This window comes from Janthinobacterium sp. GW822-FHT07H10 (genome assembly GCF_058798675.1).
Genome location: NZ_JBXAKS010000017.1, coordinates 1 through 14,403, shown reverse-complemented (window position 1 = coordinate 14,403; position 14,403 = coordinate 1). Strand labels below are relative to the sequence as shown.

Sequence of the window (14,403 nt, the reverse complement as noted above, 5' to 3'; positions counted from 1 at the left end):
CGGGGCCGATTGGCCCCGTTGTCGTGACAGTGGCGTTGAGGCAGCCGGTTAAATTTCCAGGTTGTCGATCAATCGCGTCTGCCCCAGCTTGGCGGCGGCCAGCACCACCAGCGGTTCGCCTGCGGCCAGTTCGGCGGCGTTTGGCGCCTGCAGGTTGGCGCGCTTGCGCACGGCGATGTAATCGGATTTCCAGCCGCGGCCATTCAACAGCTGCATGGCGGCCTGTTCCAGTTCACCCACGGCCAGATTACCCTTGCGCACTTCCTCGGCGACGAAGTTGAGCCCCTTGTACAGTTCCGGCGCCTCGGCGCGTTCGCTTTCCGACAGGTACATATTGCGCGAGGACAAAGCCAGCCCATCGTCGGCCCGATACGTTTCGGCGGCGATGATTTCCGTCGGCAGCGCGAACTGGCGCGCCATGTTGCGGATGATCATCAGTTGCTGGTAATCCTTCTTGCCGAACACGGCCACTCGCGGGCCCACGCACGAGAACAGCTTGGTGACGACCGTGCACACGCCTTCGAAGAAGCCGGGGCGGAATTCGCCTTCCAGGGTGTTGCCCAGGTCATCGGGCGGGCGCACGCGGTATTCCTGCGGTTCCGGATACAGTTCCTTTTCCGTCGGCGCGAACAGCACGTACACGCCTTCCTTTTCCAGCTTGGCGATGTCGGCTTCCATGGTGCGCGGATATTTCTCGAAATCCTCGTTCGGGCCGAACTGCAGGCGGTTGACGAAAATCGAGGCGACGACGGGGTCGCCATGCTTGCGCGCCAGGCGCATCAGTGACAGATGGCCTTCATGCAGGTTGCCCATGGTGGGAACGAACGCCGTGCGCAGCTGTCCGCTGAGCTGGTCGCGCAATTCTTCGATGTCGGAAATAATTTTCATTGATTGCTTTCGCTAAAACCCCGTTGTACGGTGGTCAGTGACAAAGGGAGAGGGTATCAGGCGGGCGAATAAGCCAGCCGGACGTAGATGGGGGCAAACGGTTCGGCTTGCGTGATTTCGATCAGGGTTTCCTTGGCCAGTTCCAGCAGGGCCACGAAGTTGACCACCACCACGGGCACGCCGCCGGCAATGTCGAACAGCTCGCTGAATTCGACGAAGCGCGACGATTGCAAATGGCGCAGGATGCTCGACATATGCTCGCGCACGGACAGTTCCTGGCGGCTGATGCGGTGATGCTGGGTCAGCTTGGCGCGTTTCAGCACGTCGAGCCACGCCTGCTGCAAGTCCACCGGCTCGACGTCGGGCCAGGTGGGTGTCAGGCTTTGTTCGATGAAGATCTGCGTGCGCACGAAATCGCGTTCGAACTGGGGAATGGCATTCAGGTCGTAGGCGGCCAGCTTGATCTGTTCGTATTCGAGCAGGCGGCGCACCAGTTCGGCACGGGGATCGCCGCCATCTTCCTCGACGTCGCTTTTGCGCGAGGGCAAAAGCATGCGCGACTTGATCTCGATCAACATGGCAGCCATCAACAGATACTCGGCGGCCAGTTCCAGGTTGCGCACGCGGATCTGGTCGACGTACTTCAGGTATTGCAGGGTCACCTGCGCCATCGGAATGTCGAGAATGTTGAAGTTTTGCTTGCGGATCAGGTAGAGCAGCAAGTCGAGCGGGCCTTCGAAGGCTTCGAGGAAGATTTCCAGCGCATCCGGCGGAATGTACAGGTCCGTGGGCATGCGCAGCATGGGCTCGCCATACAGGCGGGCGATGCCCAGTGGATCGGCGGCGGGCGCCGCGTCCGTTGTTGCAGATGTTGCAGGGTCGCCGCCGCCGTCGCCGCTAGCGACGGGTTCGGGCGACTCGATGACTGCGCTCGCGTCCGGTGCATCCAGCCCGGGCGTGCTCGCCGACTCTTCAGGCAACATCGTGCCGGTTCCGGCTCTTAGTTCTTGTTCTGGTAAACGTAAGCCTGTTGCTTGATGGCCGACGCCATCTGGCGTTCCTGCTCATCGAGGCTGACGGATGGCTTGTCCCACAGCAAGGCGCGGCCCGCTTGCTGGCCCGCTTCCATGCCAGGGTTCTTGGCCTTCAGTTCGGCGATGAACAGGGTGTGGTCGGAAACATAGTTGTTGTGTTTTGCAGGCAGTTTCATATTCTCTTCTGAGTGTCTGGTAAGTAAGGTCAGCCGGCCGTATTTTACCGTGCCGCGTGCGGCGGCGGGTTGTCTTATCGGCAAGCCGGGGCGAAAATGCTAAAAATCAATAACGCAGCAAGCGCCGCATCACCATCGGCGCCGGTTCGGCGGGGTTGGCGTGCGAATATTCCAGTTCCTCGGCCAGGTCGAATTCGAAGGCCGCATAAAAATCGATCAGCTTGCGCTGGTCGCGGCGCACGGCCAGACGCAATTCCTCGGCCTGGCACGACAGTCCGTGATGAATGATGGCTTCGAGCAAGTGCTGCGAGACGTGGCTGCCCCGGTAGGCGGGCAGCACGCCCATGCGCGAAATTTTCCAGATGGCGGGATCGCTGTCGAGCGGCATCCAGCGCAGCGAACCGGCCGGGACGTCGTCGATCAGCAACAGGAAGCCGCCGCCGTGGCGCAGCTGCTCTTCCACCTGCTGCGCCGTCTCGTGGTGCCCGCTGGAAGAAGCGGCCACCTTGCCGGCCCACGCAGCGCGGGTCAGCTCGGCGATCAGTTGTGCATCGGCATTTGTTGCTTCGCGCACCACGATATTCATCATCGTTCCTTGGGGCTTAGCGGATGCGCATGCCAGGTTCGGCGCCTGGCCACGGGTTCAGGATGTAGATGCCCGGATTCGCCTTCTCGTCGGCGGCGGAGGCCGCCATGACCATGCCTTCGGATATGCCGAACTTCATCTTGCGCGGCGCCAGGTTGGCCACCAGCACCGTCAGCTTGCCGACCAGCTCTTCCGGCTGGTAGGCCGAGCGGATGCCCGAGAACACATTGCGCAGGCGGCCTTCGCCCGCGTCCAGGGTCAGGCGCAGCAGCTTGTCCGAGCCATCGACCAGTTCGCAGTTGACGATCTTCGCGATGCGCAGGTCGACCTTGAGGAAGTCGTCGATCTTGATTTCCGGCGCCAGTTCCTCGATCGCCGTGGCAGGAGCGGCTGCGGCGGCATCGCCTGCTGCTTCGATGGCGGGCGCGGCGGCTGCCGCTTGCGGCGCGTCAAACAGCGCTTCGATCATCTTTGCATCCATGCGCGTCATCAGGTGGTTATAGGTGCCGATGGTGCGGCCCAGCATGCTGGTCGAGACGGCGTCGACTTGCGTGTCGGCCCAGGTGAATTGCTCGTCGTTGAGGAAGCCGGCCACGTTCTTTGCCACGCCCGGCAGCACCGGCGACAGCAGGATCGTCAGCTGGCGGAACAGGATCAGGGCCGTGGTGCACACTTCGTGCAGCTCGGCCGTCTTCTCCACATCCTTGGCCAGGATCCACGGCTTGTTTTCATCGACATACTGGTTGGTGATGTCGGCGATTTCCATGATTTCGCGCAAGGCCTTGCCGAATTCGCGGTTTTCAAAGTGCTGGGCGATGCTGGCCTGGCGTTCCTTGTTCAGCACTTCGTCGCCGGACTGCACCTTGTACGTGAGCGCGCGCCAGATGTAGCCCTGGGCCGTCGGCGACAGGGTGGTGGCCAGCTTGCCGTCGAACTTCTTGGCGATGAAGCCGGCGCAGCGGCTGGCGATGTTCACGTACTTGCCGATCAGGTCGCTGTTCACGCGGGCCACGAAGTCGTCGCCGTTGAAGTCCAGGTCTTCCACTTTCGAGTTCAGCTTGAAGGCGATGTAGTAGCGCAGCCATTCCGGGTTCATGCCCAGGTCCAGGTAGCGCAGCGGCGAGATGCCGGTGCCGCGCGACTTCGACATTTTTTCGTTATTGACCGTCAGGAAGCCATGGACATTGACTTTCAGTTTGTCGATCACCGGGTGGCCGGCGAATTTCAGCATGGCGGGCCAGAACAGCAGGTGGAAGGAAACGATGTCCTTGCCGATGAAGTGGATCTGTTCCGTGGCCGGATCGTTCAGCAAGGCGTCGAAATCGAGGCCTTTCTTGTCGCAATAGTTTTTCAGGCTGGCCAGGTAGCCGACCGGCGCGTCCATCCACACATAGAAGAACTTGCCCGGCGCATCGGGAATCGGGATGCCGAAGTAGGGCGCATCGCGCGAGATATCCCAGTCGGCCAGCTTTTCGCCCGCCTCGCCCAGCCACTCGCTGACCTTGTTGACCATTTCAGGCTGCAAGCGGCCTGGCGTGTTGAGCCAATTCTTGAGGAATTCGAAGCAGCGCGGATCGGACAGCTTGAAGAAGTACTGTTCCGACGGCTTCATCACGGGCGTCGCATTGGTAAACACGGAGAACGGATTGACCAGGTCGGTCGGCTGGTAGGCCGCGCCGCACACTTCGCAATTGTCGCCGTACTGGTTCTTGGCGCCGCATTTCGGGCATTCGCCCTTGATGTTGCGGTCGGCCAGGAACATGCCTTTGACCGGATCGAAGAAGCGGTCGACGGTTTTCGTGACGATCAGGCCCGTATCGCGCAGCTTGCGGTAGATCGATTGCGACAGGTCGACGTTTTCCGGCGAGTCGGTCGAATACCAGTTATCGAAGGCGATATGGAAGCCGTCCAGGTACTGGGCGCGGCCGGCGGCGATGTTGGCGACGAATTGCTGCGGCGTGATGCCTTCCTTTTCGGCGGCGATCATGATGGGCGTGCCATGCGTATCGTCGGCGCCCACAAAGTGCACTTCACGGCCGGCCGCGCCATCGCGTTGCATTCGCTGGAACCGGACCCAGATATCAGCCTGGATGTATTCCATGATATGGCCAATGTGAAAAGCGGCGTTTGCGTAAGGCAGGGCAGTGGTGACGAACAGCTTGCGAGTCATGATTGATGCACTTTTGGGATGGATAATAGGGCATTTTAACAGCGGAAACGTAATATGAGCAGATGCAGCGCCGGCAAGTAGTGCTTTTGTCTCCATCGCGCCATGCAATTTTGCGCTAGACTGCGCGTATTGCATACGGAGATAGTCATGAGCATCACAGTAGAAGACGTTAAAGCCGCATTGGCGCAGGTTATTGATCCAAATACAAATAAAGACTTCGTTTCCAGTAAAACAGTCAAGAGTCTGAAGGTCGATGGCAGCGATATCTCGCTCGACATCGAACTCGGCTATCCGGCGAAAAGCCAGATCGACCTGATCCGCAAGTCCGTGCTGGCCGCCCTGCGCGTGCTGCCGGGCGTGGGCAATGTCAGCGTGGGCGTGTCGTCGAAAATCATTTCGCACACGGTGCAGCGCGGCTTGAAGCCGATGAGCAACGTGAAAAACATCATCGCCGTCGCTTCCGGCAAGGGCGGCGTGGGCAAATCGACGACGGCCGTCAACCTGGCCCTGGCCCTGGCCGCCGAAGGCGCGACCGTCGGCATGCTGGACGCCGATATCTATGGCCCGTCGCAGCCGATGATGCTGGGCATCAGCGGCCAGCCGAAGACCCTGGACGGCAAGAGCATGGAGCCGATGGAAAACCACGGCCTGCAAGTGTCGTCGATCGGCTTCATGATCGATCCGGACGAGCCGATGGTGTGGCGCGGCCCCATGGTCACGCAGGCGCTGCAGCAGCTGCTGGACCAGACCAACTGGCGCGACCTCGACTACCTGATCGTCGACATGCCGCCAGGCACGGGCGATATCCAGCTGACCCTGTCGCAGAAAGTGCCCGTCACGGGTGCCGTCATCGTCACGACGCCGCAGGACATCGCGCTGCTGGACGCGCGCAAGGGTTTGAAAATGTTCGAGAAAGTCGGCATTCCCATCCTCGGCGTGGTGGAAAACATGAGCACGCACATCTGCTCGAACTGCGGCCATGCGGAAGAAATCTTCGGTGCCGGCGGCGGCGCGAAGATGTGCGCGGACTTCGGCGTGGAATTCCTCGGCGCCTTGCCGCTGACCATGGCCATCCGCCAGCAGACCGATTCCGGCACGCCGACCGTGGTGGCCGAGCCGGAAGGCCCCGTCGCCGTGATCTACAAGCAGATCGCCCGCACCATCGCCATCAAGGTGGCGGAAAAGGCGAAGGACATGACCAGCAAGTTCCCTAGCATCGTCATCAAGAACGACTAGCGGCTGGGTGGTCTTGCAAACCTACCGCGCAGCTCACTTTCGGGGCGGCGTTACTCACCGTACTAAAGTACGGTTGCGTTACTCAACCCGATATTGAGCTTGCTCGCTACGGTTTTCAAGACCACCGTGGCACCATTGGATACACTCTTCCCCGGCGCCACGACCGGCAGGAATATGGTTTCATGCAGTCCGTGTTGTTACTAAACAAGAGGAGACATCATGCATTTGAACACGACATTCCTGCGCCAAGCTGCAGCCGTAATTGCTGGCAGCCTGCTGGCCGCCAGCGCCTTTGCACAATCCGTCTCGTTCGTCGAGCCCGCGGATGGCGCGACGGTGAGCAGCCCGTTCAAGGTCAAGTTTGCCGTCAGCGGCATGGCCGTCAAGCCGGCCGGCGACATGACGGCCAAGACGGGCCACCATCATCTGCTGATCAATATGGGGGCGATGAAGGCGGGCGAGATGATTCCCATGGACGACAAGCACTTGCATTTCGGCAAAGGACAGACGGAAACGGATGTCACCCTGCCGCCAGGCCAGTACACCCTCACCATGCAGTTCGCCAACGGCGCGCACCAGTCCTACGGCCCCGAGCTGAGCAAAAGCATCCAGGTGACGGTCAAGTAGTCGCCAAGCCATTCCACGCAAGACCTCGACAGGCCGGACTCCCGCAGGAATCCGGCCTTTTTCATAGTATTGCTTATTGTCATCATTGCGTCATATAGTCTGCGTATGCTGCCCGGTGGCCAGCGTATGGCATCCCTATAATGTGTTTTGATAAACGAGCGGATATGACGAAACATTTTTCCCTTTCCCGGCAACTGGCGCATGCGCTGCTGCTGATGTCGAGCGTGGCGGCGTGCCAGGCGCATGCGGCCAAGGCCGCTCCTGCCGCTTCCGCCGCCGTGGCGCAGCCGAAGCTGGTGGTGGTGCTGGTGGTCGATGGCTTGCCGCAAGAGCAGGTGACGCGCTACCGCGACCAGTTTGGCCAGGGCGGTTTCCGCCGCCTGCTGGAGCAGGGCGCCTGGTTCAGCGATGCGCACCAGGCGCACGGCATCACGGTGACGGCCATCGGCCACTCGGCCGTGCTGTCGGGCGCCTATCCTTACCAGCATGGCGTGATCGGCAATAACTGGATCGATCCCGTCACGAAAAAATCCGTGTACTGCACCGAGGACGGCAATTTCCACTACATCGGCGAAGAAACGCAGCCCGACGACGGCACGGCGCCGACCAGGCTGCGCGTGAGCACCCTGGGCGACGAACTGCGCTATTCCACGGGCGACCAGGCCAAGGTCGTCACCGTATCCGGCAAGGACCGCGGCGCCATCCTGCTGGCCGGGAAAACGGGCACGGCCTATATGTACATGGAAAAGACGGGCAACTTCGCCAGCAGCACCTACTATATGCAGCAGCATCCGCAATGGGTGCAGCGCTACCAGGCCGCCAGGCCGCAGGACCGCTATTACGGCAAGAGCTGGACGCCGCTGCTGGCCGATTCGGCCTATGCGCGGGACGCCCGTGATGATCTTGTGCCGGCCAAGCCGGGCACGCGCAACACCTTCCCGTTTGCCTACTACAGCGACAGCGGCAAGCTCGACGGCGAATACTACAGCCGCTTGAAGTCCGGCCCCTTCCTCGACGAGCTGACCCTGGAATTCGCCCGCGCCGCCATCGATGGCGAGAACCTGGGCCGCAATCCGGCCGGCGTGCCCGATATCCTCGGTGTGAGCCTGTCTGCGCACGATTACGTGAACCATGCCTACGGGCCGGAAAGCAAGATGTCGCACGACCACCTGCAGCGCCTCGACCGCATGCTGGCCGGCTTCTTTGCCGACCTGGATAAAAAAGTCGGCATGGATAACGTGCTGGTGGTGCTGACGGCCGACCATGGCTTTGCCAACGTGCCGGAATTTGCCGAAACGCGCGGCTTCTCGGCCAGGCGCATCGATGGCGCCAAACTGGTCGATGCGCTGAACCAGCACCTGGCCGCGACCCTGGGCGTGGACAAGCTGGTCACCGTGTCGTCGCTGCCGAATATCTACCTCGATTACGCGCTGGCGGAAAAGAGCGGCATCCAGCGCGCCGCGCTGGAAGACGCGGCGGCCCGTTTCCTGCTGCAGCAGGATGGCCTGGCGCAAGTCTATACGCGCACGCAGATGGAAACGGGCGCCGTCGCCACGCGCATGGATACCCTGATGCGCCGCGCCTGGAACCGCCAGTTGTCGGGCGACCTGATGCTGGTGACGAAGCCGGCCTGGTACTTCGGCAAGGGCGTTGGCGGTACTTCGCACGGCACGCCGTACACGTATGACACCAACGTACCGCTGATGGTGTACGGCCCGCGCTGGATCAAGCCGGGCGCCTATGGCCAGTATGCGGAAGTGGTCGACATCGCCCCGACCCTGGCCCATCTGCTGCGCGTGCGCCAGCCGTCGGCGTCGGAAGGGCGGATTTTGACGGAAGCGGTGCGATAAAAGGAGGTCTGCGCGCCTGTCGGCTTACGCGCTTTGCGCTAACCCGACCTACGATGATCTTGCGAAGAACGTAGGTCGGATCAGCGGGGCACAGCCACGCGTAATCCGACACATTGTTGACCCAGCTACTTACAGCAGCCAGTCTATCGGCAGCACCGACAGAATCGCCACGCCCATGCGCTTCCAGACGCTGGTGCCGGGTTCCGTGTCGTGGCGCGTGGTGGTGCCGTTGGCGTTGCGGGCGACCCAGTACAGCGCGCCGTCGGCGCCAAGCATGACCTGATAGGCGCGCTGCGGTATCGTAGTGCGCATGGCCTGGCCCAGCTGGCGGGCCAGCGCGGGGCTGTCGATGACGAGGCCCATTTCCGTGTTCAATTCGATGGAGCGCGGGTCGAAGTTGAAGGAGCCGACGAAGATGCGCCGGTCGTCGACGGCAAACGTCTTCGCGTGCAGGCTGGAGGCGGAACTGCCGAAGCGCCCGGGCTGTTCGCGCGCGTCGCCTGCTTCCCACGAGCGGCGCGACTCATACAGCAGCACGCCCGCCTCCAGTAGCGGCTTTCTCCACTTCGCATAACCGGCATGCACGGCCGCCACGTCGGTCGCTTCCAGCGCATTCGTCAGGATGCGCACGCCCACGCCTTTTTTCGCCAGGTCGGCAAAGGCCTGGGTGCCGGACTTGCCGGGCACGAAATACGGTGAAATCAGGTCCACCTCCTTTTCCGGCACGCCGAGCAGGTTTTGCAGGTTTTCCGCCACGCCGGTGCCTGGCCTGGCCTTGTCCAGCACCTTGGCCGGGTCGTCGCTGACCATGCGCGTCTGCGCCCATTCGAATGGCAGGGTGCGTTCCATCATCTGCCGGACAAAGGGCGAAGTGCGCAGCGCCTGCACGTATTCCTCGGCGGCCTGGGTATCGTCGATGCGGTCCGCTTCGGCCGCGATGGTGGCCGCGTCACCCTCGACAGGCCTGGTCAGCAGCAGTTGCGCAGGATAGGCCGAGGCGCTGTTCCAGTAGCGGTCGAATTCCCGCGAGACGTCGTCGACGACGGGGCCGACGGCCAGCACGTCGAGGTCGGCGAACAGCACGTCGCCGGCCGCGCCGAAGTATTCGTCGCCCACATTGCGCCCGCCGACGATGGTGGCCTGGTTATCGGCCGTGAACGATTTGTTGTGCATGCGCCGGTTGACGCGGGAAAAATCGGTGACAAAGGCCAGCGCGCGCGGCGAACGGGGCACGAAGGGATTGAACAGGCGGATTTCGATATTCTGCTGCTTGCCCAGCATCGTCAGGGTCTGGTCCAGCCCCGCAGTGTTGTTATCGTCGAGCAGCAGGCGCACGCGCACGCCCCGTTCGGCCGCCTGGCGCAGGGCGTCGAACAGCAGCGTGCCGGTGATGTCCTTGTGCCAGATGTAGTACTGCACGTCCAGGCTGCGCTGGGCCGCGGCGGCCAGCAGGGCGCGCGCGGCAAACGCATCGCGTCCGTCGGCCAGCGGGTAGATGCCCGATACGCCAGGGTGCTGCGCCGCCAGCGGCGCGATGGCCGTGCCCAGCCGGGTGTGTTGCGTATCCGTGATGACAGTGGAGGCGATGCGGCCGTCCAGCGAAGGCAGCGACGCGCAGCCGGCGAGGAGGGCGGACAGCAGCAGGGGCAGCAGCGCCATGGCGGCGCGGCGGCGGAAGAGGGTGGTGGCGGGCATGGCGGGCTTTCATCGAGTTGCCCCGATGTTAGCAGATGCGCATGCCCGCACGGGGCGGGGTTTTACAACTGTTCCAGCGCGATCAGCTCGGCCACTGTCTGGCGGCGGCGGATCAGGCGCGATTGCTCGCCGTCGACCAGGTATTCCGCCGCGTGCGGGCGGCTGTTGTAGTTCGACGACATCGACGCGCCATACGCGCCCGCGCCTTCGAAGACGACATAGTCGCCCACCTGCGCTGCCGGCAGCAAACGGGTTTCCACCACGCCGCCGTCGCGCTGCGTAAACACGTCGCCCGATTCGCACAGGGGGCCGCCGACGACGGTGGCGCATGCCGGGCTGGCATCGAGCGCGCGGCCGTCATGCGCGATCAGCGACATTTCATGGTAGCTGCCGTACATGGCGGGACGCATCAGCTCATTGAAGCCCGTATCCAACAAGGTGAAATGGTTGCCGCCCATTTGCTTGGTGGTGCGCACCTCGGCCACCAGCAGGCCGCTGTCGGCCACGAGGAAGCGGCCTGGTTCGATTTCCAGGTGCACGGCGTGGCCCAGGTGCGCCTCGATCTGCTTGCGCGCCGCATCCCACAGCTGGAAGTAGTGGTCCGTGTCGACCGGCTGCTCGCCTTCGCGGTAGGGCACGGACAGGCCGCCGCCCGTGGAAATGGCTTCGATGTCGTGGCCCATGTTTTTCACCAGGTCGACCATGGTGCCGCAGACGGTTTCCAGGTGGCTGTAGTCGACGCCGGAGCCGATATGCATGTGCAGGCCCACCAGGTGCAGGCCATGGGCGCGGATGACGGCCAGCGCTTCCTGCAGTTCCTCGTGCCAGATGCCGTGCTTGCTGTTTTCGCCGCCCGTATTGGTCTTGTTGCTGTGGCCATGGCCATAGCCGGGATTGATGCGCAGCCAGACGCGGTGGCCGGGCGACACTGGGCCCAGCTGGCGCAGCATGTCGACGGAGCCGCAATTGACTTCGATCTTCGTCGCCGCCACGCGCGCCAGGGTGGCGCGGTCGAACAGGTCGCAGGTGAACACCAGGCCGGCGGCGCCGTTCGTTTGCGCCGGCGTAAAGCCCGCCTGCAGCGCGCGCTCGATCTCGCCCAGCGAGACGGCGTCCACGTGCACGCCCGCTTCGCGCATCAATGTCAGCAGGTGAATATTCGAATTGGCCTTTTGCGCGAAGCGCACCGTGTCGAACTGCGCCAGCTGGGCGATGCGCGCGCGGATGGTGGCCGCGTCGTAGACCCACAGGGGCGTGCCGTGTTCCTGGGCGAGTTGGGCGAGGGTCTGGTCGGGGACGGGCTTCATCGTGTGCTTTCGGGGGAATGAGGGAATGACTGCATGATGGCCGATTGTGCTTCGACTATAAAATATCTATTTGAGGCTACCTTATTCATTTATGATATGACCATGACTATCTCCTTGCGCCATATCGAAGTCTTCCGCGCCATCATGACGACGGGCAGCGTGACGGCCGCCGCCGCCATGCTGCACACTTCGCAACCCACCGTCAGCCGCGAGCTGGCGCGCCTCGAGCATTTGACGGGCCTGACCCTGTTCGAGCGCGAGCGGGGGCGGCTGCGCCCGACGGCCCAGGCGCTGCAGCTGTTCGAGGAGGTCCAGCGCGCGTATTTCGGCCTGGAGCGCATCGTCAGCACGGCGGCGGCCTTGCGCCAGTTCGACCAGGGGCAGCTGTCGATCGCCTGCCTGCCCGTGTTTTCGCAGTCCCTGCTGCCGCAGGCGTGCAAGCGCTTCGTGGCCGATTTTCCCAAGGTGAGCATCAGCATCACGCCGCAGGAGTCGCCGCTGCTGGAAGAGTGGCTGTCGGCGCAGCGCCACGATATCGGCCTGACGGAAGTGGGTAGCGCGCCGCCCGGCACCGTGTTCGACGTGCTGATGTCCGTCGATGAAGTATGCGTGCTGCCCGATGGCCATGTGCTCGCAGGCAAGGCCGTGCTGCAGCCGGCCGATTTTGCCGGCCAGCCTTTCATCAGCCTGGCCGCCGTCGACCCCTACCGCCAGCAGATCGACGCCATCTTCGCGCAGGCTGGCGTGGAGCGGCGCATGGCGCTCGACACGCACAGCGCCGCCTCCGTGTGCGCCATGGTGCGCGAAGGCGTGGGGCTGGCCATCGTCAATCCGCTGACGGCGCTTGACTATGCGGGGCAGGGGTTGCAGATCCGCCGCTTCAGCGTATCGCTGCCGTTCACTGTGAACATCGTCAAGCCCCTGCACCGGCCCCTGTCGCAGCTGGTCGCCCTGTTCGAGCAGGCGCTGCGTGCGCAGGCGGAGGAAGTCAAGCGGCGCTTGCAGCAGCTGTAAGCGCGCTTGTGGAGCGGCGGCGGTCAACAGAGTAAAATGGCGTTTTACTTATTCAAGCCTGATTACTTCGATGACCACAACCGCTACTCCCGTTCGTACCCGTTTCGCTCCCAGCCCGACCGGCTATCTGCACCTGGGCGGCGCCCGCACCGCCTTGTACAGCTGGGCCTTTGCCCGTCACTTCGGCGGCACCTTCGTGCTGCGCATCGAAGACACGGACGTGGAGCGTTCGACGCCGGAAGCCGTGCAAGCCATCATCGAAGGCATGCAGTGGCTGGGTCTGGACCACGACGAAGGCCCGTTCTACCAGATGCAGCGCATGGACCGCTACCGCGAAGTGGTGGCGCAGATGCTGGCCGAAGGCACGGCCTACCATTGCTACTCGTCGCCGGATGAAGTCGAAGCGATGCGCGAGCGCATGCGCGCCGCTGGCGAAAAGCCGCGCTACGACGGCACCTGGCGTCCGGAACCAGGCAAGACCCTGCCTGCCGTGCCGGCGGACCGCAAGCCCGTCGTGCGCTTCAAGAATCCGCTCGACGGCGACGTCAGCTGGGATGACGTGGTCAAGGGCACGATCACGATTTCGAACCGCGAGTTGGACGACCTGGTCATCGCGCGTCCGGACGGCACGCCAACGTATAACTTCTGCGTCGCCGTCGATGACTGGGACATGGGCATCACGCACGTTCTGCGCGGCGACGACCACGTCAATAACACGCCGCGCCAGATCAACATCCTGCGCGCCATCGGCGCACCGCTGCCGCTGTACGGCCACCTGCCGATGATTTTGGGTTCGGACGGCCAGAAGATGTCCAAGCGCCGCGACGCCGTCAGCGTGATGGATTACCCGGCGCAGGGCTTCCTGCCCGAGTCGATGCTGAACTACCTGGCGCGCCTGGGCTGGAGCCACGGCGACGATGAGGTGTTCTCGGTGGAGCAGTTCTGCGCATGGTTCAACCTCGATCACCTGACCAAGTCGGCCGCGCAGTTCGACCTGGAAAAGCTCAAGTGGCTCAATAACCACTATATCAAGCAAGCCGACAATGCGCGCCTGGCCGACCTGGCCCGCCCGCAGATGCTGGAAGCGGGCGCCGCCTTCGAAGGCGCGCCGGATCTGGCGCTGGTGCTGGGCATGATGAAGGAGCGCGCCAACACGGTCAACGAGCTGGCCGCCGCCTCGATGCTGTTCTTCCGCGAGCCGCAGCCCGATGCCGACCTGGTGGCGCAGCACATCACGGACGCCATCAAGCCCGTGCTGGCGCAATTTGCCGAGCGCATCGCCACGGTGGAGTGGAGCAAGGAAGCCGTGGCGGCCATGATCAAGGAAGTATTGGCGGCCAACACCATCAAGATGCCGCTGCTGGCCATGCCTTTGCGCCTGATCTTGACGGGGCAGCTGCAGACGCCGGCCATCGACCAGGTGGTGGTGGTATTTGGCCGCGACACCGTGCTGGCGCGCCTGGCAAAGTGGCTGTAATCGCCGCGCCGAATTGAACGTGTAAACGCAGCGCAGAAACCGCCCCTATGAAAAGTTGCTCATAGACGAAAAAGGGTATTTGCAGAGTGAAACTTCTTTGCTATACTCTTGTTTCTGCACCAACGGGGGTATAGCTCAGCTGGGAGAGCGCTTGCATGGCATGCAAGAGGTCAGCGGTTCGATCCCGCTTACCTCCACCAGCAGCAAAATCGCAGTCAGGTTTTGTTAGTCGTTGAAGTGGTGCAGATGTTGTTTGGAAGTTCCGCGGTCCCCATCGTCTAGAGGCCTAGGACATCACCCTTTCACGGTGAGTACAGGGGTTCGAATCCCCTTGGGGACGCCA

12 protein-coding genes and 2 tRNA genes are annotated in these 14,403 nt (G+C 62.8%); 7 read left to right on the top strand and 7 right to left on the bottom strand.

Features of this window, described 5'->3' with window-relative positions:
- Window positions 1-48: 48 nt before the first annotated feature.
- The 5 genes from panC to metG all read right to left on the bottom strand — a co-directional run bounded on the left by panC (window position 49) and on the right by metG (window position 4,854).
- Window positions 49-888 (bottom strand): pantoate--beta-alanine ligase, encoded by an 840-nt coding sequence (gene panC / locus AC1RDJ_RS25665; protein WP_071324461.1) that lies wholly within the window; start codon window positions 886-888, stop codon window positions 49-51.
- A 56-nt stretch (window positions 889-944) separates the two neighbouring features.
- Window positions 945-1,871 carry a segregation and condensation protein A gene (locus AC1RDJ_RS25660; protein WP_071324460.1) on the bottom strand — a complete coding sequence of 309 codons (927 nt, stop codon included), beginning with the start codon at window positions 1,869-1,871 and terminating at the stop codon, window positions 945-947.
- A 17-nt stretch (window positions 1,872-1,888) separates the two neighbouring features.
- Window positions 1,889-2,098: a DUF3460 family protein gene (locus AC1RDJ_RS25655; protein WP_071324459.1), complete on the bottom strand. Its 210-nt coding sequence runs from the start codon at window positions 2,096-2,098 to the stop codon at window positions 1,889-1,891.
- Window positions 2,099-2,204: 106 nt separating this feature from the next.
- Complete coding sequence (locus tag AC1RDJ_RS25650) at window positions 2,205-2,684, bottom strand: GNAT family N-acetyltransferase (protein ID WP_071324458.1); 480 nt, start codon at window positions 2,682-2,684, stop codon at window positions 2,205-2,207.
- A 16-nt stretch (window positions 2,685-2,700) separates the two neighbouring features.
- The gene (gene metG / locus AC1RDJ_RS25645) at window positions 2,701-4,854 is read right to left on the bottom strand and encodes a methionine--tRNA ligase (protein WP_493029114.1); all 2,154 of its coding nucleotides are present in this window, start codon (window positions 4,852-4,854) and stop codon (window positions 2,701-2,703) included.
- Between the two features lie 147 nt (window positions 4,855-5,001).
- Between metG and apbC the strand changes: the two genes are divergently transcribed.
- From apbC to AC1RDJ_RS25630, 3 genes are all read left to right on the top strand, one after another.
- The gene (gene apbC / locus AC1RDJ_RS25640; RefSeq protein ID WP_493029113.1) at window positions 5,002-6,090 is read left to right on the top strand and encodes an iron-sulfur cluster carrier protein ApbC; all 1,089 of its coding nucleotides are present in this window, start codon (window positions 5,002-5,004) and stop codon (window positions 6,088-6,090) included.
- Between the two features lie 219 nt (window positions 6,091-6,309).
- Window positions 6,310-6,717: a DUF4399 domain-containing protein gene (locus AC1RDJ_RS25635; protein WP_071324455.1), complete on the top strand. Its 408-nt coding sequence runs from the start codon at window positions 6,310-6,312 to the stop codon at window positions 6,715-6,717.
- A 164-nt stretch (window positions 6,718-6,881) separates the two neighbouring features.
- Window positions 6,882-8,567 (top strand): alkaline phosphatase family protein, encoded by a 1,686-nt coding sequence (locus tag AC1RDJ_RS25630; RefSeq protein ID WP_289889081.1) that lies wholly within the window; start codon window positions 6,882-6,884, stop codon window positions 8,565-8,567.
- A 129-nt stretch (window positions 8,568-8,696) separates the two neighbouring features.
- Here AC1RDJ_RS25630 and AC1RDJ_RS25625 read toward each other — a convergent pair whose 3' ends face one another.
- Together AC1RDJ_RS25625 and lysA are read right to left on the bottom strand one after the other, a co-directional pair.
- Entirely contained in the window at window positions 8,697-10,262 is a 1,566-nt protein-coding gene (locus tag AC1RDJ_RS25625; RefSeq protein WP_493029112.1) for a phospholipase D family protein, read from the bottom strand.
- 62 nt (window positions 10,263-10,324) lie between these two features.
- Complete coding sequence (lysA, locus tag AC1RDJ_RS25620; protein ID WP_493029111.1) at window positions 10,325-11,569, bottom strand: diaminopimelate decarboxylase; 1,245 nt, start codon at window positions 11,567-11,569, stop codon at window positions 10,325-10,327.
- A 102-nt stretch (window positions 11,570-11,671) separates the two neighbouring features.
- On the opposite strand from lysA, the gene AC1RDJ_RS25615 reads away from it, so the two are divergent.
- The 4 genes from AC1RDJ_RS25615 to AC1RDJ_RS25600 all read left to right on the top strand — a co-directional run bounded on the left by AC1RDJ_RS25615 (window position 11,672) and on the right by AC1RDJ_RS25600 (window position 14,403).
- On the top strand, window positions 11,672-12,583 hold the full coding sequence (locus tag AC1RDJ_RS25615; protein ID WP_493029110.1) for a LysR family transcriptional regulator: 912 nt from the start codon (window positions 11,672-11,674) through the stop codon (window positions 12,581-12,583).
- A 70-nt stretch (window positions 12,584-12,653) separates the two neighbouring features.
- Window positions 12,654-14,060, top strand: a complete 1,407-nt coding sequence (gltX, locus tag AC1RDJ_RS25610; protein WP_493029109.1) for a glutamate--tRNA ligase — start codon at window positions 12,654-12,656, stop codon at window positions 14,058-14,060.
- A 124-nt stretch (window positions 14,061-14,184) separates the two neighbouring features.
- Window positions 14,185-14,260: transfer RNA gene (locus AC1RDJ_RS25605), tRNA-Ala, on the top strand.
- A 67-nt stretch (window positions 14,261-14,327) separates the two neighbouring features.
- A tRNA-Glu gene (locus AC1RDJ_RS25600) sits at window positions 14,328-14,403 on the top strand.

Bases quoted from the DNA above. Each gene is read 5' to 3' on its own strand.
- AC1RDJ_RS25615 (WP_493029110.1), top strand. From the start codon at position 11,672: ATGACTATCTCCTTGCGCCATATCGAAGTCTTCCGCGCCATCATGACG.
- AC1RDJ_RS25655 (WP_071324459.1), bottom strand. From the start codon at position 2,098: ATGAAACTGCCTGCAAAACACAACAACTATGTTTCCGACCACACCCTG.
- metG (WP_493029114.1), bottom strand. From the start codon at position 4,854: ATGACTCGCAAGCTGTTCGTCACCACTGCCCTGCCTTACGCAAACGCC.
- AC1RDJ_RS25630 (WP_289889081.1), top strand. From the start codon at position 6,882: ATGACGAAACATTTTTCCCTTTCCCGGCAACTGGCGCATGCGCTGCTG.
- AC1RDJ_RS25650 (WP_071324458.1), bottom strand. From the start codon at position 2,684: ATGAATATCGTGGTGCGCGAAGCAACAAATGCCGATGCACAACTGATC.
- lysA (WP_493029111.1), bottom strand. From the start codon at position 11,569: ATGAAGCCCGTCCCCGACCAGACCCTCGCCCAACTCGCCCAGGAACAC.
- gltX (WP_493029109.1), top strand. From the start codon at position 12,654: ATGACCACAACCGCTACTCCCGTTCGTACCCGTTTCGCTCCCAGCCCG.
- AC1RDJ_RS25660 (WP_071324460.1), bottom strand. From the start codon at position 1,871: ATGTTGCCTGAAGAGTCGGCGAGCACGCCCGGGCTGGATGCACCGGAC.
- apbC (WP_493029113.1), top strand. From the start codon at position 5,002: ATGAGCATCACAGTAGAAGACGTTAAAGCCGCATTGGCGCAGGTTATT.
- AC1RDJ_RS25635 (WP_071324455.1), top strand. From the start codon at position 6,310: ATGCATTTGAACACGACATTCCTGCGCCAAGCTGCAGCCGTAATTGCT.
- panC (WP_071324461.1), bottom strand. From the start codon at position 888: ATGAAAATTATTTCCGACATCGAAGAATTGCGCGACCAGCTCAGCGGA.
- AC1RDJ_RS25625 (WP_493029112.1), bottom strand. From the start codon at position 10,262: ATGCCCGCCACCACCCTCTTCCGCCGCCGCGCCGCCATGGCGCTGCTG.